This window comes from Enterobacter adelaidei (assembly GCF_041937165.1).
GTDB lineage: Bacteria > Pseudomonadota > Gammaproteobacteria > Enterobacterales > Enterobacteriaceae > Enterobacter > Enterobacter adelaidei.
In genome coordinates this window covers 2,660,974-2,677,758 of the sequence record NZ_CP154353.1, presented here as the reverse complement: position 1 = coordinate 2,677,758, position 16,785 = coordinate 2,660,974, and the positions used below count along the sequence as shown (strand labels likewise).

Below are 16,785 nucleotides of genomic sequence, written 5' to 3'. Positions count from 1 at the left end.
CGTACTTGTTAGTAACTTGTTGCAAAGCTGCGAGGTTAGTAGCACTGTTTCGGCTCCTTCTGCCCGGCTTTTCCCGTTAAATCAGGGCGTTGTTAAATTGTCCTGGGGTTCAGGTGAAGAAGAAGATACTTACGACAGCCGGAAATTTCACTCCGGCGCGTTTTGCGCTGCTCTGTTTTGCCATTTTTTGTAGTCTGGCTTTTTTACTGGGTCGTGTTGCGTGGCTGCAAATCATCAAGCCAGACAATCTGGTGAAGCAAGAGGATATGCGGTCACTCCGGGAACTGCCGATTGATGCTCCACGCGGCATGATCAAGGATCGTGAAGGAAGACCACTGGCGGTCAGTGTGCCAGTCAGGGCCGTATGGGCCGATCCAAAAACGGTACTGGCGAAAGGGGGAGTCGGCTTTGATCAGCGCTGGCAAGCGCTGGCGAATGCGCTACATCTCTCTTTGGCTACGCTCTCGACACGCATCAACGCGAATCCACAGGGACGTTTCATTTACCTTGCCCGCCAGGTTGACCCGGCACAGGCAAAGTGGATCGATAAACTGAATTTGCCGGGTATCAATTTACGTGATGAGTCTCGTCGTTTTTATCCCGCCGGGCATGTGGCGGCAAATCTGATTGGTTTCACCAATATTGACGGGCAGGGTATTGAAGGTGTGGAAAAAAGCTTCAACGCTCAGTTAACGGGGAAGGCCGGGGTCCGGCAGGTAAGAGAGGATCGCTACGGGCGTGTGGTAGAAAACCTGACAGAAGTTGCTCCTGCACCGGCGCATAACATCCAGTTGAGCATCGACGAGCGGCTGCAAACCATTACCGAAGATGCGCTTGATAATGCCGTGGCCTGGAATAAGGCCGAATCCGGGGCATCGGTGTTAATTAATATCCCAACCGGGGAAATACTCGCCATGGCGAGCTATCCGGATTTCAACCCCAATAATCGCGAAGGCGCAACAATAAACGATTTTCGTAACCGTGCGATCAGCGATACGTTTGAACCTGGTTCTACCGTCAAACCGCTGGTGCTGATGACTGCATTGCAGCAGGGGCTGGTCCAGCCGGACAGCGTGATTGACACCCATCCGTATACTCTCGACGGGCATCGTATCCGCGATGTGGGTTACTACCCTGAACTGACCATGACCGGGATCCTGCAAAAATCGAGCGATACAGGCGTATCCCGCCTCTCGCTGGCGATGCCGATCCAGCATCTTATTGATACTTACCGGAACTTTGGTTTTGGTACAAATACGGGGCTTGGCTTAACGGGGGAGAGTGCGGGACTACTGCCACAGCGTAAATTCTGGAGCCAGCTCGACAGGGCGACGTTTGCCTTTGGCTACGGGCTGATGGTGACACCGCTCCAGCTGGCACATGTTTACGCCACCATTGGCGGCTACGGGCTTGAGCGTCCTCTCTCAATCACGCGTATCGATCCACCCGTAATTGGACAACGCGTCATGCCAGAGGAAATCGCTCATGAAGTGGAGCACATGATGGAGAGTGTGGCACTGCCTGGTGGGGGAGGCGTTAAGGCAGCAGTGCGTGACTACCGCGTGGCGGTGAAAACCGGTACGGCGAAGAAAATTGATGATAGCGGGAAGTATGTCGATAAATACGTCGCCTACACTGCAGGTGTTGCACCCGCTAGCTATCCACGTTTTGCGCTCGTAGTCGTGATTAACGATCCTCAAAATGGGGCATACTACGGCGGTGCCGTCTCCGCGCCCGTTTTCAGCGAGATTATGGGAAACGTGCTGCGTCTGGAGAATGTGAAACCCGATGGTTTACCGGCGGGTTCAGATCACCTTATCGTCATGCGTTAACCCGGGCGTTTATAACCAGGGCGAATAGCGGTACACTTCGCCCTTTGAATATGCTCCGGAGTCACCATGACCTTCAGCTGTCCCCTTTGCCACGCCCCCCTGACACACTCAGATAAAAGTTATACCTGTCCGCAGGGGCATCAGTTTGATATGGCAAAAGAAGGCTACGTGAATCTTCTGCCGGTGCAGCATAAGCGCTCCCGCGATCCCGGCGACAGTGCAGAGATGATGCAGGCGCGTCGCGCGTTTCTGAATGCCGGGCACTATCTGCCGCTGCGGGAGACCGTCGCGCAGAGGCTGAATGACATTCTGCCGGATTCTGCCACCGCCATGCTCGATATCGGCTGCGGGGAAGGGTACTACACCGCACGGTTTGCCGAGATTGCCCGTGAGAAGGGCGCGCTGACATTCGGTCTGGACGTGTCGAAAGTGGCCATTCGCGCAGCGGCAAAGCGTTACGCGGACGTGACGTTCTGCGTGGCATCCAGCCACCGTTTGCCGTTTGACGATGCCAGCATGGACGCTGTTATCCGCATTTACGCGCCCTGCAAGGCGGAAGAGCTGGCTCGCGTGGTGAAGCCGGGCGGATGGGTAGTCACCGTGACGCCGGGCCCGCGTCATCTTATGGAGCTGAAAGGGCTGATCTACGACGAAGTGCGTCTCCATGCCCCTCATTCTGAACAGCTGGCCGGTTTTAGCCTGAAGCAGGAGCAAAGCGTGGCGTATGAAATGACGCTTAAAGGAGGAGAGGCCACCGCGTTGCTGCAGATGACGCCGTTCGCGTGGCGGGCAAAACCGGAAGTATGGGAAGCGCTAGCTGCACACTCAACATTTCGCTGCCAGACGGATTTCAGTATCCACGTCTGGCAGCGCGAAGATTAACCGGCGAAGTGTGCCCAGAGTATCTGGGCTCCGATGCCAATCAACACAATTCCCCCCAGGATCTCGGCGCGTTTACCCAGCAGCGGGCCGATAAACCGACCGACCATCATGCCCAGTGTGGACATAATTAGCGTTGCGCAGCCAATGGCCAGCGCGGTGGCGATAATATTAACCTGCAGGAAAGCCAGACCGACACCGACGGCCATCGCATCAAGGCTGGTAGCAATGGCTGTGGTAACCAGTAACCAGAAACCGTGACGGTGTTGAGGCTCCTCGTCTTCATCGTCACTGCCGCGAAAACCTTCAATGACCATTCGGCCACCAAGAAACACCAGAAGCACGAACGCAATCCAGTGGTTCCATTCCAGCACAAACTGGCTGGCGAGCATGCCAAGACCCCAGCCGATAAGCGGTGTCAGCGTTTCAATCGCGCCAAAGATAAGACCGGTGCGTAATGCTTCAGAGAATTTTGGTTTGTGGAGCGTGGCACCTTTACCAATGGAGGCGGCAAACGCGTCCATGGACATGCCGAAAGCAAGAAGGATGGTAGCGGAGATATTCATAACAGCGTCCAGACCGGGAGATATCCATATGACACATCACTGCCCCCAGTAAACAGCAGTTGATGTATCTATGGTCTCGCCTGATCACAACGCACATAAGATGTGCAGAAAGCGATCCGTACGCGCCACGTTTTTCAACGAGTATGTTGACACGTACATTTCCTGAGAACAGGAAATCGGCTACTCCCCAACGACGGGCGCAACCTTAACATATTTTGAGAATATAAAACAACAATGGAGAGGCATTATTTCAAACTCTTGTTGATAACGATTTTCATTTTTATTTAAGGGTGAATGTATCGTTAAGAAATATAGGTAGAAAGAAAAAGAGTAATATAGCTTCGGCTATGTTTATTGCGTAAAATACACACAAAATATAGCCGATGCTATATATCTAACTTATTGAGTTTTAACGAGTAATTTGTATATTTTTTCCAGATCGTCAATATTTTTAACACGAATAAGCAGGCGGCGTTGCTCTAATTGCATGACCAGTACACCATCTTCCGATAAATTCATCTCTTTAATACGGTTATATTCTATCCAGACATTGGCAAAGAAAAATCCACGGGATTTAAAAATGATTTTTGGCGTGCGGATCCAGAACAGATAAATCGCCATTAATGCCAGCGCACATAATAACCATGTGGTTAATATTGCACCATGGCTGGTGATGTTGTTGTAAATAAGGATAACGATGAGACCCGTGAAGATAAACGCATCTACGCGTCCGCGTCGCAGAAGAGGAAGGGAGAGCAGCGTCTCGCCGTGGCGGCGAGGCATGATGAACTCGTCATAGATCGCGTAAGCCAGAAGGGCAGCAATAAATAAAACCAATACGATGTCCGTGACAGTCATTCATCCTCCGAAGAACAGATAAAAAAACCGGGGGCAAGCCCCCGGCGTCTAACGTTATTGCTTTACAGGCCCAGCAGGCCGACAGCGTAACCCGCGATACCGATGATAAAGAAGCCAACGATGATCCACAGTGGGTTAACTTTCTTACGCAGCAACCACATGCAGGCGAAGGTTAACAGCAGCGGCACCAGGCCAGGCATAAGCTGATCCAGGATAGTCTGCACGGTGGTGACACGGGTCTGACCATCCTGCCCGGTGATGGTGGAAACCACCAGCGGAATGTTCACATGTGTCCACTTGTTAACCAATGCCCCCATAACAAACAGGCCGAGGATAGACGCCCCCTCAGTCAGTTTTTGCAGGAAGCCGCCACCCATGTCCTTAACGATGTCCACCCCTTTACGGTAACCGTATGCCACACCGTAGTAGCGGGTCAGGAGACGCACGGCGTTGAACAGGATGAAGAACAGCAGCGGGCCAAGCAGGCTGCCGCTCATCGCGATACCAGCCCCTAGTGCCGCGAAGACCGGACGAACGGTACCCCAGAAGATAGGGTCACCGACACCTGCTAACGGACCCATCAGACCGACTTTGATACCGTTGATGGCACCATCGTCAATCTCTGCGCCGTTCGCACGCTGCTCTTCCATCGCCAGCGTTACACCCAGAACGGGAGCCGCCACATATGGATGGGTATTAAAGAATTCCAGGTGACGCTTAATCGCCTGACGGCGCGCTTCGTTGTTTTCCGGATAAAGGCGTTTGATTGCCGGCACCATAGAGAAACAGAAGCCCAGCGCCTGCATACGTTCGAAGTTCCATGAACCCTGAAACAGGTTAGAACGGATGAACACGCCACGAATATCACCCGGAGTGAGTTTTTTCTCGGTGGTAGTTTTTGTCATATCAACCATTTCGCTCACCTGCTAGTCCAGTTCGTTATCGAGATCGTTGTTACCAGCAGCCTGCACTGGGGCACCCGCAACGCGGTTGTATTTCGGGCTCAGCTGGATATAGAGAATCGCCATCACTGCACCAATTACACCCAGCGCAACCAGGTTGAAGTTGGTGAAGGCAGCGGTCACGAAGCCGAGGTAGAAGAACGGCATCAGGTAGCCTGCGCGCATCATGTTGATGACCATTGCGTAACCGACTACCACGATCATACCGCCCGCGATGTTCAGGCCGCCGGTGACCACTTCTGGAATGGCGTTCAGCATGCTCTGGACTTCACTGGTACCGACAGAAATCGCGACGATGACCGCCGGAATAGCGATACGCATCGCCTGCAGGAACAGGGATGAAACGTGGATCCAGGACAGCGCCGTGAGGTTGCCATTTTCGGCCGCCTTATCCGCTGCGTGCTGGAAAGCAACCGTGATGGTACGAACGATGATGGTCAGTACCTGGCCTGCTGCTGCCAGCGGGATCGCCAGGGCGATACCTGCACCAATACTCTGGTGACCGGCAATAACCAGAACGGTAGAAATGATGGAAGCCAACGCGGCATCAGGCGCAACCGCCGCACCGATGTTCATCCAGCCCAGGGCGATCATTTCAAGGGTACCACCGATGATGATACCGGTTTTCATGTCACCCAGAACGGCACCAATCAGCGTACAGGCCACCAGAGGACGGTGGAACTGAAATTCATCAAGTACGGATTCCATACCCGCAATACATGCGACGACGAACACCAGCACAATCTGAAGAGTGGTAATCTCCATTGCACTTCTCCTATTACATAAGCGTTATGTGAAAACCGGCGCGGGCTTATTTCCCAACTTTACCGATCAAATCCATCATTTTCAGTTTCTGATCCGTGGAAACCTTACGGGCTTCCAGCTCAATACCGCGGGCATTCAGTTTGTTAAATGCCTCGATATCTTTCGCATCAACCGAAATGGCGTTGTTGACCTGCGTTTTGCCCTGACGGAATGCCATACCCCCGATGTTCACGGAGGTGATTTTCACGCCGCCTTCAACAATGCGCTCAACGTCTGTCGGGTTAGTGAACAGTAGCATCACGCGTTCACCCGCATATTTCGGGTTGTTATAAACGCGGATCATCTTGGCGACATCCACCACGTGCGCGGTAACGCCAGGAGGAGCAACCTGAGTCAGAAGGGTTTTACGTACAGTATCGGCGGCAACCTCATCACTGACGACGATAATGCGTCGAACGTTGGTCTCTTTGGTCCAGCGCGTAGCGACCTGACCGTGGATTAAGCGGTCATCAATACGTGCAAGGCCAATAACCATGTAATCATTCGGGCCCATCGGTTTTGCCGGTGCAGCAGCTTTTGGCGCTGCGACAGCCGGTGCGGGTTTCTCGACTGGTTGTGCTTTCAGCGCTTTCACGCCTTCGCGGCCGGTTTCCACAGCGAGTGCAACCAACTCATCGAAAGAGGGATTGTCGTCGCGCGCCATGAAGGTTTCCACCAGCATCGGGATATTCACCCCGGCGACAACTTCGTAGTGCTCTTTATCGACGACAATGCGGCTGGCAGCATTGAACGGACTGCCTCCCCATGTATCAACGAGAAACAGCACGCCTTTGCTGGTATCCAGCTTCGCGAGTTGGGCGTTGTACTTCTCAATCAGCGTCTCGGCATTTTCACCGGGAACGAAATCGATCCAGCCGACGTTTTCCTGCTCGCCCAACAGCATCTCTGCTGTTTTGAGTAGCTGCTCAGCAGCCCAACCATGTGTGCCTATGACAATAGCAATGGTCACTTGCTACCTCCTTTTATTATCATTAATACGCCTGCCAGGCAGTCGTACTGAGAATCGTATTGGCGAACCGAATCGATTCAGATAAGGGTTAGAGTTCAAAAAACTAAGACTTCCGCGAATTATTTTAGATAGTGAAAAAATAATTTATGTGATGAAGATCCGTAATTTAGCTTTCGCAATCGAGAAATTACTCGTCAAGAATTAAGTCTTATCGAATTTTTGCAAAGGAACGTAAATCTTTGCTAAACAGATATTGTCTCTGATATGTTTAGCCTCCGTTTAATTGTTCAGGAGTATAGGGCTACAGCCCACTATATGGACCGTCACCGACGTCAGTCATCTACCAGGCCACCTCGCGCCTATTTCACCGGCGATCCTCGCCACGTATCGACTCTGTTTGCCTCTGTTTTGCCCACATTGAGTGGGGCACCGTTTCGTCATTCCTTGTGCAGGAGCTTGTCATGGAATTCTTAATGGACCCGTCAATCTGGGTGGGATTGCTCACGCTGGTGGTGCTGGAGATTGTTCTCGGCATTGATAACCTGGTGTTTATCGCCATCCTTGCGGACAAACTGCCGCCAAAACAGCGTGATAAAGCGCGCCTGATTGGTTTGTCGCTGGCGCTGGTCATGCGCCTGGCACTGCTGTCCGTCATCTCGTGGATGGTAACGCTGACAAAACCGCTCTTTTCCGTCATGGATTTCACCTTCTCCGGCCGTGATTTGATCATGCTATTAGGGGGGATATTCCTGCTGTTTAAAGCGACGACAGAGCTGCATGAGCGGCTGGAAAACCGTCAGCACGATGATGGACACGGTAAAGGCTATGCCAGCTTCTGGGTTGTCGTGATGCAGATCGTGGTGCTTGATGCAGTCTTCTCGCTGGATGCGGTGATCACGGCCGTCGGTATGGTGAACCATCTCCCGGTGATGATGGCGGCTGTTGTTATTGCGATGGCAGTTATGCTACTGGCCTCGAAACCGCTGACGCGTTTCGTGAATCAGCATCCGACGGTAGTGGTACTGTGTCTGAGCTTCCTGCTGATGATTGGTCTGAGCCTGGTGGCGGAAGGCTTCGGTTTCCATATTCCGAAAGGCTACCTGTATGCAGCCATTGGCTTCTCAATTCTGATTGAGCTGTTTAACCAGATTGCACGCCGTAACTTTATTAAACAGCAGTCGAATCAGCCGCTTCGCGCCCGTACTGCAGACGCCATTCTGCGTCTGATGGGGGGGCGTCGACAGGTCAACGTCCAGTCTGACTCCGAAAACCGTCACCCGGTTCCGGTCCCTGAAGGGGCGTTTGTGGAAGAAGAGCGCTACATGATTAACGGCGTACTCTCCCTGGCCTCGCGTTCACTGCGTGGGATCATGACGCCGCGCGGCGAAATCAGCTGGGTTGATGCTAACCTGAGCGTGGATGAAATTCGTCGGCAGTTGCTCTCGTCACCACACAGCCTGTTCCCGGTTTGCCGTGGTGAGCTGGATGAGATCATCGGTGTCGTCCGTGCGAAAGAGATGCTGGTGGCTCTGGAAGAGGGTGTCAACGTCGAAGCCATCGCTGCTGCTTCACCTGCGATTGTGGTGCCGGAAACGTTAGATCCAATCAACCTGCTGGGCGTGCTACGCCGTGCTCGCGGTAGCTTTGTGATCGTCACTAACGAATTTGGCGTAGTACAGGGGCTGGTGACGCCGCTGGACGTGCTTGAAGCGATCGCCGGTGAGTTCCCGGATGCAGACGAAACACCTGAGATCGTGGCTGACGGCGAAGGCTGGCTGGTTAAAGGTACAACTGACCTGCATGCACTCTCGCACACCCTGGGGCTGGAAAACGTGGTCAACGATGAAGAAGACATTGCCACCGTGGCGGGTCTGGTCATCGCGGTTAACGGGCAAATCCCACGAGTGGGGGATGTTATCGAACTGCCGCCGTTGCACATTTCCATCGTTGAAGCCAACGACTATCGCGTTGATATGGTTCGTATTGTTAAAGAACACTCTGTCCACGATGAAGATGAGTAAGTCTGCTTAACGTAACGGCATTAAAGGCACGATGTGTCCGTTATGGTGTGCTGGCGGGGGGGCGCTTCCCGCCAGCCATTGCGGAAAATCTCGCAGTGGCATAGGCCGCGCATAGAAAAACCCCTGCAGGACAGGTACCCCATGACGGCGTAAATACCGCGCCTGCTCCTCTGTCTCGACTCCTTCAGCAACCAGTTCGATATTCAGCCGCTGACCCAGAGCAATAATGATGTCTGTCACCGTTGAATTTACTGCATCAGTTCCAATTGCAGTGGTAAACGACCGATCAATTTTCAGAACGTCCGGGTGCAGTTTTTCAAGCCAGGAGAGGGAACTGTTCCCGGTGCCAAAATCGTCGATAGCGAGTTTCACCCCCTTACGATGGAGCTCACGCACAGTGCGATAATCCGCATCCAGCAACGCATCTCGTTCCGTTAATTCAATCACCAGTTGCTGGCGCGGGTGTGCGCTGAACCAGAAGTGGTTCAGATCCTGTATCAACACAGCGCGACGGAAATGGCTGGCGGCGACGTTAATCCCAATGTGGAAACCTGCGCTGGAAGGAAAGTAACCTATCTGGCGCACAGTTTCGGCGATGACGTAACGGGTCAGGGGAACAATCAGGTTGTGTTCTTCTGCCAGAGGAATAAACACTTCCGGGGAGATCCACCCCTGACGAGGGTTATTCCAGCGCAGCAGGATCTCAACGCCGGAGCACTCCTGAGTACGGGCATTCACCAGCGGCTGACAGAAAAGCTCAAATTCCCGCGCCGCAATCCCCATATCAATCTCCCATGTGAAGCTCATCCGGTTTGCCGTAGCGAGCCAGGCGAGATATCCCAGCAACAGGCTCAGCATTAACCCCAGCGGCAGTTGGGCTGGCAGGCTCTTTAAGGCGAGTTGTCCAGGACCCGGCCCGCTTACTGTAATGGAGAAAGGATTACGGATTGATGACTGCTGGAAAATAGCGCCATCTTCATCAAATGTCAGGCTATCAGTGACGCGTTGACCATAACGCAGAAAGCGATCCCCCACGGTCAGCGCCACGTCATCGATCAGCGGGCGCTGGGGTTCCAGTATCATTTTGGTGATCAGATCAATATTGATGATTTCAATAACGCCATCTTCACCGTCACCGGAAACAGGGTACCACTGGATCAAAATAGGGCTGCCCTTAAGCAGCCACTGGTCGGTCGATAAAATCAACTTCGTCGTATTGGCGGGTAATTCTTTCAGAAAATCACGAACCGGCACATCGCGGCTACCGAAAATACTGGAGCAATAGAGAATACCGTCTTTAATCAGGGCAATGGAGCGCACGGTCTGCAAAATGGCTGCCTGCTTTCGCAGAGCAAGGTGCACCTGAGGGCAGGGTTGACCCACGAGGGACTGCAGCACCTTGCGACGGTTTTCTAATGAAAGCAGTATGTTATCAAGGGAGCGAACGGTATGGCTGGTAAAATCGAGGATCCGCTGTTGGTTGACGTTCCGCTGCGAAATAAAGCGAATACCTAATGTCAGGATGAGCGTGAGGAGCGCGACCGTCACACAGACGATAACGCGTTTTCGGCGATAGTTTTTAATGATCGTTTGTGCTGTTTGCATGAACGGTCGCCTGATAAGCCACCAGCCACAAAAGCCGGACGCAACAGTACAAAGTGTAGTGGTGAAAGCAGAAGGAGACGAGAAACAGGAGGGAAATTCGCCCATCCGTTGCAGATGGGCGAAAGAGAGTATTAGTCGCACTGCACCTTAATAGCCAGGCCACCACGGGACGTTTCACGGTATTTCGCGTTCATGTCTTTACCCGTTTCGTACATGGTTTCAATCACCTTATCCAGCGATACGCGAGGTTCGCTGGTACGGCGCATCGCCATGCGCGAGGCGTTGATGGCTTTCACCGAGGCAATCGCGTTACGCTCGATGCACGGCACCTGCACCTGGCCCGCGACCGGGTCACAGGTCAGACCGAGGTTATGCTCCATACCGATTTCAGCCGCCACACAGACCTGCTCAGGGCTTGCTCCTAACAGCTCTGCCAGACCGGCTGCCGCCATCGAACAGGCCACGCCTACTTCACCCTGACAACCGACTTCAGCGCCAGAAATGGAGGCGTTCATTTTGTACAGCGCACCGATGGCACCTGCCGCCAGGAAATAACGGATGTAGATGTCCGGGGTCACGGGCTCAATAAAGTGATCGTAGTAGGCCAGCACCGCCGGAACGATGCCGCACGCGCCGTTGGTTGGCGCAGTCACGACACGACCCCCTGCGGCGTTTTCTTCGTTAACCGCCAGGGCAAACATGTTTACCCAGTCGACCACGTTCATCGGGTCGTTGGAGAACTTGTCCGTGGTCACCAGCATACGGCGCAGGGCGGATGCACGACGCGGCACGCGGAGCGGACCCGGCAGAACGCCTTCGGTGTTCATCCCGCGATCGATACAGGCGCGCATGGTTTGCCACACGTTCGCAAAATAGTCTTCAATCTCTTTTTTGCTGTGCAGTGCCAGTTCGTTCTGCATCACCATACCGGACAGTGAAAGACCGGTCTCTTTGCAGTAACCCAGCATTTCGGTAGCCGATTTGAACGGGTACGGTACGTTGACGTCGCCGACGCTGTCTTTACCAAAATGCTCTTCATCGACGATAAAGCCACCGCCGATGGAGTAGTAGGTTTTGCTGTAAATCTCTTTTTCACCGCTATAAGCGTGAATGGTCATGCCGTTTTCATGCAGCGGCAGGTTGTCGCTACGAAAACGCATGCCATCATCCTGCGGGAAATCGACTTCCTGCTGGCCGTTTGCCAGCAGCAGGCGGCCACGTGTTTCCACGTCGCGAATGAATGCCGGGATGGCATCAATATCAACGGTATCTGGCATATTGCCTGCCAGACCCATAATAATGGCGATATCGGTGTGGTGGCCTTTACCCGTTAATGACAGTGAGCCGTAAACATCCACGGCGACACGGGTAACGCTTTCCAGTAATCCTTTTTCGACCAGATCATCGACGAACTGTTTACCGGCCTTCATCGGGCCAACAGTATGGGAAGACGAAGGGCCAATTCCCACTTTGAACATGTCGAATATACTAATCACTTTCACACTCCTGACAGGGTTACCGGGGTTCCAGTAACGATGTTATAACTGCGCATAGTGTAAGAGGGAACACCGACCTCGGCTTAACTATTCACATGAATTAAACTAATGGTTAACGATGGGTTTTGCTAATAGCGCGACGCAGATCGCAAACCTGGCAGAAGAGGGCGGAATGTAAAGTATAGTCAAGGCTTCAGGCCGATTTGCAACGCCAGCTCACGAATAATCCCCGCCGTCATGCCCCAGACAAAATAATGCTGATACCAGGACAACCAGACCCGATGGTCATGTCCGCGACGCTGAATATCCAGCGGGTGATAACGACTCAGTCGAAGGGCTTCATCCAGCGGCATTTCAAACACCGCGGAAACTTCATCAACGCTGGCGTGATACTGCAGGCCCGGCGGGATAATGCCAACCACTGGCGTGACCTGAAACCCGGTGACACTGTCGACGGGCGGCAGCACGCCGATAACCTCCACCGCCTCTGGCGGAATGGCAACCTCTTCCTGCGCCTCCCGCAGCGCGGCGGCAATCAGCGAGGCGTCGGAACTGTCGACTGCGCCTCCTGGAAAGGCGACCTGACCCGCGTGCTTACGTAAATGGGGAGAACGCTGGGTGAGCAGCAGGCCCGGCTGCGCGCGACGCACGACCGGGATCAGTACGGCTGCCTGACGCTGATTAAGCGCTTCGCGGTTGACCTGCGGTCGTAATAGCTGAAAACGTGATAAAAAGTCATCCAGCGTCAGGTCCTCTTTTTCCACCCGTGATTACTCCAGTTGTTTCAGGATACGGTTAACTTTATCAAAGGTTTCCTGATATTCCGCATCGACCTGGCTATCAGCAACAATGCCGCCTCCGGCCGAACAGTAAAGATTTCCGTTGCAGGCCGTCAGCGTGCGGATCGTGATGCTGGTATCCAGCGTGCCACAGAGGCTGATATAGCCAATGCTACCGCACCAGGCGTTGCGGCGGTGCGGTTCCAGTTCGTCGATGATTTCCATGGCGCGAATTTTTGGCGCACCTGTGATGGATCCGCCAGGAAACGCGGCGCGGAGCAGATCGCAAGCGGTGCGAGAAGTGGGCAGACGCGCGGTAATGGTACTGACCAGATGATGCACCGCCGGGAAAGGTTCGACGACAAACAGTTCCGGCACGCGTACGCTGCCCGGAACGGCCACCCGGCCTATATCGTTACGCATGAGATCAACAATCATCAGGTTTTCGGCGCGGTCCTTCGGTGAGGTGGCCAGTTTTTCGGCCTGCTGACGATCGGCGTCGGGATCGGTAAGACGCGGCAATGTGCCTTTAATCGGACGGGTTTGAATCGTCCCTTCTGCCAGATGAATAAAGCGCTCAGGTGACAAGCTGAGTATTGCCCCCTGTTTCAGGCGAATAAACGCGCTGAACGGTGCCCGGTTAGTGGCATTGAGTCGGGTAAATGCCTGCCATTCATCGCCTTCATAAGTCGCCTGGAAACGCTGGGCAAGGTTAACCTGGTAGCAGTCACCGCTTTGCAGATACGCCTGAACACGCGAGAATTTTTCGGCATAATCCGCGGCGCTCATATTCGAGCGCCAGTCGGAGGTCAGCATGAACGTCTCTGCGGGTGCAGCCTGTTGCGCCTCTAGCCAGTCCAGACGCGCCTGCACGTCACGATGGCTCAGCAGGGAAACCGTTTTTTTCTGGTGATCAACAATTAACGCCCAGTCATACAGCCCCACGGCCATGTCGGGCAGGGGAATATCAGCTTGCGCATGCTTAGGCAGCGTTTCGTAACGACGACCCAGATCGTAGCCAAACAGGCCCAGCGCGCCACCCTGAAAAGGAAGGTCCGGGTTGGGGGTGGCAGATAAGCCCAGCGCGTTAATTTCTTGCTGAAGCTGCATCAGCGGATCGTCCGTTAACGGCAGGTCATCGGTTGTCAGCGTCTTGACGGGGTCGGCGACCAGAATATCGAAGCGGCTGTACGGGTGGTCCGCATAGCCGGAGTGCAGCAGCATCGCAAACGGAAGATGGCTCAAGCGAGCAAACCAGAATTCAGCGGCGTCCGTTCGCCAGGGCAGGGTAATAACAGTGGGGAAGCGCATGTTCATGTGTGGCATACTACCGGGCAGCGTGAAATAATTAGCGCCAATAATTTAGCAGGAGTTGACGATGTTTGCAGGTTTACCTTCTCTGAGCCATGAACAGCAGCAGAAAGCGGTTGAGCGAATTCAGGAGTTAATGTCCCAGGGGATGAGCAGCGGGCAGGCGATTGCCCAGGTGGCGGAGGAACTGCGCGCCACCCATACCGGCGAGCGGATCGTGGCGCGTTTTGAGGATGAAGATGAAGAATAACCGGCTTACACTGCCGCGATAATCTTAATCTCAACCTTGTATTCCGGTTTCATCAGCGTGGCCTGTACGGTGCAGCGTACAGGCGCGTGACCCGCCACAACCCACGCATCCCAGGCTTTGTTCATCGCCGCAAAATCGTCTTTGTTTGCCAGGAAAATGGTCGCATCCAGAATGCGGGATTTGTCACTGCCCTGTTTTTCCAGCACCGCGTCAATCTGCGCCAGGGTATTTGCCGTCTGCTCGAACGCATCTGCGTCAAGGTTAGCGGGTACGCCGGTGTAATAGAGCGTCTGGTTATGGATCACCACATCAGACCAGCGGGCTTCGGCATCAATGCGCACAATTGTCATAAACGTTTCCTCGTTATTTTTCGTCATCAGGCGGCAAGACTGCCATATTGTTCCGCTGACGTCACTATTTGGGGTGGCACTGGAGAGAAGGGGCTGACATAATCCCTGTGCAAAAATACAGTGAGAGAACACCGTGGCAGACGATTTTTCCCCTGAAGGTCAATTAGCACAGGCCATCCCTGGCTTCAAACCGCGTGAACCACAGCGGCAGATGGCGCATGCCGTTGCACGCGCCATCGACAAGGCGCAACCGCTGGTGGTCGAAGCCGGAACCGGCACGGGGAAAACGTATGCTTACCTTGCACCGGCGCTGCGCGCGAAAAAGAAGGTAATTATTTCCACCGGGTCGAAAGCGCTGCAGGATCAGCTGTACAGCCGCGATTTGCCCACGGTGGCAAAAGCGCTGAAATACAAAGGTCGTCTGGCCTTGCTGAAGGGGCGCTCCAACTATCTCTGTCTGGAACGTCTTGAGCAGCAGGCGCTGGCGGGTGGCGATCTGCCGGTGCAAACTCTGAGCGACGTCATTATTCTTCGCACCTGGGCGAACCAGACCGAAGAAGGGGATATCAGCACCTGCGCGAGCGTGCCGGAAGATTCTCCAGCCTGGCCACTGGTGACCAGTACTAACGATAACTGTATTGGCAGCGACTGCCCGCTGTATAAAGACTGCTTTGTGGTGAAAGCGCGCAAAACGGCGATGGATGCCGACGTGGTGGTGGTTAACCACCATCTGTTTCTCGCCGATATGGTGGTCAAAGACAGCGGTTTCGGCGAGCTGATCCCCGAGGCGGACGTCATGATCTTCGATGAAGCCCACCAGTTACCGGATATCGCCAGCCAGTATTTCGGTCAGTCGCTCTCCAGCCGTCAGCTACTGGATCTGGCCAAAGATTTCACTATTGCTTACCGTACTGAATTAAAAGATACCCAGCAGCTACAGAAATGTGCCGACCGTCTGGCGCAAAGCGCGCAGGATTTTCGCTTACAGCTAGGCGAGCCGGGCTATCGTGGCAACCTGCGTGAATTGCTGGCTGACAAAAATATCCAGCGCGCACTGCTGCTGCTGGATGATGCCCTTGAGCTCTGTTACGACGTGGCGAAACTGTCGCTCGGACGCTCCGCGTTGCTGGATGCCGCCTTCGAGCGCGCCACGCTCTATCGCGGGCGGCTTAAACGGCTGAAAGAGATTAACCAGCCGGGTTTCAGCTACTGGTATGAGTGTACCTCACGTCATTTCACCCTCGCCCTGACACCGCTTACCGTAGCGGATAAATTCAAAGAGGTGATGGCGCAAAAACCGGGAAGCTGGATCTTCACCTCGGCAACGCTTTCGGTGAATGACGATTTGCACCACTTTACCGAGCGTCTGGGTATCGAACAGGCGGAGTCAATGCTGCTGCCAAGCCCGTTCGATTACGAAAAACAGGCGCTGCTCTGCGTGCCGCGCAATTTGCCATTACCGAATCAGCCCGGTGCAGCCCGTCACCTGGCGGCGATGTTAAAACCGATGATTGAGGCCAACAATGGCCGCTGCTTTATGCTCTGCACTTCTCACGCCATGATGAGAGACCTGGCTGAGCAGTTCCGTGCCACCATGACCTTGCCAGTGCTGTTACAGGGTGAAACCAGCAAAGGACAGTTACTGCAGCAGTTTGTCAGCGCTGGTAATGCCCTCCTTGTGGCCACCAGCAGTTTCTGGGAAGGGGTAGATGTGCGCGGGGACACGCTCTCGCTGGTGATTATTGATAAACTGCCGTTTACCTCTCCGGACGATCCGCTGCTGAAAGCGCGCATGGAAGATTGCCGCCTGCGCGGAGGCGATCCGTTTGATGAAGTCCAGCTGCCGGATGCGGTTATCACCCTTAAGCAAGGGGTAGGGCGATTGATCCGCGACGTGACCGACCGCGGTGTGCTGGTCATTTGCGATAACCGGCTGGTGATGCGCCCGTATGGTGCCACTTTCCTTGCAAGCCTGCCGCCCGCGCCACGTACGCGGGACATAAAACGCGCGGTGCGTTTCCTCGCAAACCCAACGGCGGAGTAATTTGCCCCGGAGTGTGCTAAGATGCGCGCCATTTTGTGACTGACCCTTGCGAGAGCGC

The 16,785-nt window shown here is 54.1% G+C and carries 16 protein-coding genes and 1 riboswitch; of the genes, 6 read left to right on the top strand and 10 right to left on the bottom strand.

Annotation, left to right across the window (positions count from 1 at the left end; translation table 11 throughout):
- The first annotated feature begins 113 nt into the window (after positions 1-113).
- Positions 114-1,832, top strand: a complete 1,719-nt coding sequence (ftsI, locus tag AAHF05_RS13025; protein WP_129323386.1) for a peptidoglycan glycosyltransferase FtsI — start codon at positions 114-116, stop codon at positions 1,830-1,832.
- Between the two features lie 66 nt (positions 1,833-1,898).
- Positions 1,899-2,714, top strand: coding sequence for a 23S rRNA (guanine(745)-N(1))-methyltransferase (rlmA, locus tag AAHF05_RS13020; protein WP_129323387.1), 816 nt, complete (start codon positions 1,899-1,901; stop codon positions 2,712-2,714).
- On the opposite strand, the gene mntP is transcribed toward rlmA, so the two are convergent.
- The 5 genes from mntP to manX all read right to left on the bottom strand — a co-directional run bounded on the left by mntP (position 2,711) and on the right by manX (position 6,871).
- Complete coding sequence (gene mntP, locus AAHF05_RS13015) at positions 2,711-3,277, bottom strand: manganese efflux pump MntP (protein WP_126303775.1); 567 nt, start codon at positions 3,275-3,277, stop codon at positions 2,711-2,713. The genes rlmA and mntP overlap by 4 nt on opposite strands.
- A gap of 10 nt (positions 3,278-3,287) precedes the next feature.
- Positions 3,288-3,478: riboswitch (yybP-ykoY riboswitch) on the bottom strand.
- A 198-nt stretch (positions 3,479-3,676) separates the two neighbouring features.
- Complete coding sequence (locus AAHF05_RS13010) at positions 3,677-4,135, bottom strand: DUF986 family protein (RefSeq protein WP_028021357.1); 459 nt, start codon at positions 4,133-4,135, stop codon at positions 3,677-3,679.
- A 62-nt stretch (positions 4,136-4,197) separates the two neighbouring features.
- Positions 4,198-5,049: a PTS mannose transporter subunit IID gene (locus AAHF05_RS13005; protein ID WP_028018668.1), complete on the bottom strand. Its 852-nt coding sequence runs from the start codon at positions 5,047-5,049 to the stop codon at positions 4,198-4,200.
- Positions 5,050-5,061: 12 nt separating this feature from the next.
- Complete coding sequence (locus AAHF05_RS13000) at positions 5,062-5,862, bottom strand: PTS mannose/fructose/sorbose transporter subunit IIC (RefSeq protein ID WP_028018669.1); 801 nt, start codon at positions 5,860-5,862, stop codon at positions 5,062-5,064.
- 46 nt (positions 5,863-5,908) lie between these two features.
- Positions 5,909-6,871: a PTS mannose transporter subunit IIAB gene (gene manX, locus AAHF05_RS12995; protein WP_028018670.1), complete on the bottom strand. Its 963-nt coding sequence runs from the start codon at positions 6,869-6,871 to the stop codon at positions 5,909-5,911.
- Between the two features lie 264 nt (positions 6,872-7,135).
- Between manX and AAHF05_RS12990 the strand changes: the two genes are divergently transcribed.
- Positions 7,136-7,345 (top strand): hypothetical protein, encoded by a 210-nt coding sequence (locus tag AAHF05_RS12990; RefSeq protein WP_374936338.1) that lies wholly within the window; start codon positions 7,136-7,138, stop codon positions 7,343-7,345.
- The gene (yoaE, locus tag AAHF05_RS12985; RefSeq protein ID WP_028018671.1) at positions 7,333-8,892 is read left to right on the top strand and encodes a CNNM family cation transport protein YoaE; all 1,560 of its coding nucleotides are present in this window, start codon (positions 7,333-7,335) and stop codon (positions 8,890-8,892) included. Before AAHF05_RS12990 ends, yoaE begins: the two co-directional genes overlap by 13 nt.
- Positions 8,893-8,898: 6 nt before the next feature.
- On the opposite strand, the gene AAHF05_RS12980 is transcribed toward yoaE, so the two are convergent.
- From AAHF05_RS12980 to pabB, 4 genes are all read right to left on the bottom strand, one after another.
- On the bottom strand, positions 8,899-10,497 hold the full coding sequence (locus AAHF05_RS12980; RefSeq protein ID WP_128347534.1) for a cyclic diguanylate phosphodiesterase: 1,599 nt from the start codon (positions 10,495-10,497) through the stop codon (positions 8,899-8,901).
- Positions 10,498-10,628: 131 nt separating this feature from the next.
- A complete protein-coding gene (sdaA, locus tag AAHF05_RS12975; protein ID WP_023336071.1) occupies positions 10,629-11,993 on the bottom strand; it encodes an L-serine ammonia-lyase in 1,365 nt (454 codons plus the stop codon).
- Between the two features lie 185 nt (positions 11,994-12,178).
- Positions 12,179-12,757, bottom strand: a complete 579-nt coding sequence (locus AAHF05_RS12970; RefSeq protein WP_129323388.1) for a CoA pyrophosphatase — start codon at positions 12,755-12,757, stop codon at positions 12,179-12,181.
- A gap of 6 nt (positions 12,758-12,763) precedes the next feature.
- A complete protein-coding gene (gene pabB, locus AAHF05_RS12965; protein WP_129323389.1) occupies positions 12,764-14,089 on the bottom strand; it encodes an aminodeoxychorismate synthase component 1 in 1,326 nt (441 codons plus the stop codon).
- Between the two features lie 61 nt (positions 14,090-14,150).
- Here pabB and AAHF05_RS12960 point away from each other — a divergent pair, with 61 nt between their 5' ends.
- Entirely contained in the window at positions 14,151-14,333 is a 183-nt protein-coding gene (locus tag AAHF05_RS12960) for a YoaH family protein (protein WP_010432696.1), read from the top strand.
- 5 nt (positions 14,334-14,338) lie between these two features.
- Here AAHF05_RS12960 and AAHF05_RS12955 read toward each other — a convergent pair whose 3' ends face one another.
- Positions 14,339-14,683 (bottom strand): RidA family protein, encoded by a 345-nt coding sequence (locus AAHF05_RS12955; protein ID WP_008500498.1) that lies wholly within the window; start codon positions 14,681-14,683, stop codon positions 14,339-14,341.
- Positions 14,684-14,816: 133 nt separating this feature from the next.
- Between AAHF05_RS12955 and AAHF05_RS12950 the strand changes: the two genes are divergently transcribed.
- Entirely contained in the window at positions 14,817-16,727 is a 1,911-nt protein-coding gene (locus AAHF05_RS12950; RefSeq protein ID WP_129323390.1) for an ATP-dependent DNA helicase, read from the top strand.
- Positions 16,728-16,785: the final 58 nt, after the last annotated feature.

Excerpts from the sequence above, each read along its gene's own strand:
- rlmA (WP_129323387.1), top strand. The coding sequence starts at position 1,899 with ATGACCTTCAGCTGTCCCCTTTGCCACGCCCCCCTGACACACTCAGAT.
- mntP (WP_126303775.1), bottom strand. The coding sequence starts at position 3,277 with ATGAATATCTCCGCTACCATCCTTCTTGCTTTCGGCATGTCCATGGAC.
- AAHF05_RS13010 (WP_028021357.1), bottom strand. The coding sequence starts at position 4,135 with ATGACTGTCACGGACATCGTATTGGTTTTATTTATTGCTGCCCTTCTG.
- AAHF05_RS13005 (WP_028018668.1), bottom strand. The coding sequence starts at position 5,049 with ATGGTTGATATGACAAAAACTACCACCGAGAAAAAACTCACTCCGGGT.
- AAHF05_RS13000 (WP_028018669.1), bottom strand. The coding sequence starts at position 5,862 with ATGGAGATTACCACTCTTCAGATTGTGCTGGTGTTCGTCGTCGCATGT.
- AAHF05_RS12990 (WP_374936338.1), top strand. The coding sequence starts at position 7,136 with ATGTTTAGCCTCCGTTTAATTGTTCAGGAGTATAGGGCTACAGCCCAC.
- yoaE (WP_028018671.1), top strand. The coding sequence starts at position 7,333 with ATGGAATTCTTAATGGACCCGTCAATCTGGGTGGGATTGCTCACGCTG.
- AAHF05_RS12980 (WP_128347534.1), bottom strand. The coding sequence starts at position 10,497 with ATGCAAACAGCACAAACGATCATTAAAAACTATCGCCGAAAACGCGTT.
- pabB (WP_129323389.1), bottom strand. The coding sequence starts at position 14,089 with ATGAACATGCGCTTCCCCACTGTTATTACCCTGCCCTGGCGAACGGAC.
- AAHF05_RS12960 (WP_010432696.1), top strand. The coding sequence starts at position 14,151 with ATGTTTGCAGGTTTACCTTCTCTGAGCCATGAACAGCAGCAGAAAGCG.
- AAHF05_RS12955 (WP_008500498.1), bottom strand. The coding sequence starts at position 14,683 with ATGACAATTGTGCGCATTGATGCCGAAGCCCGCTGGTCTGATGTGGTG.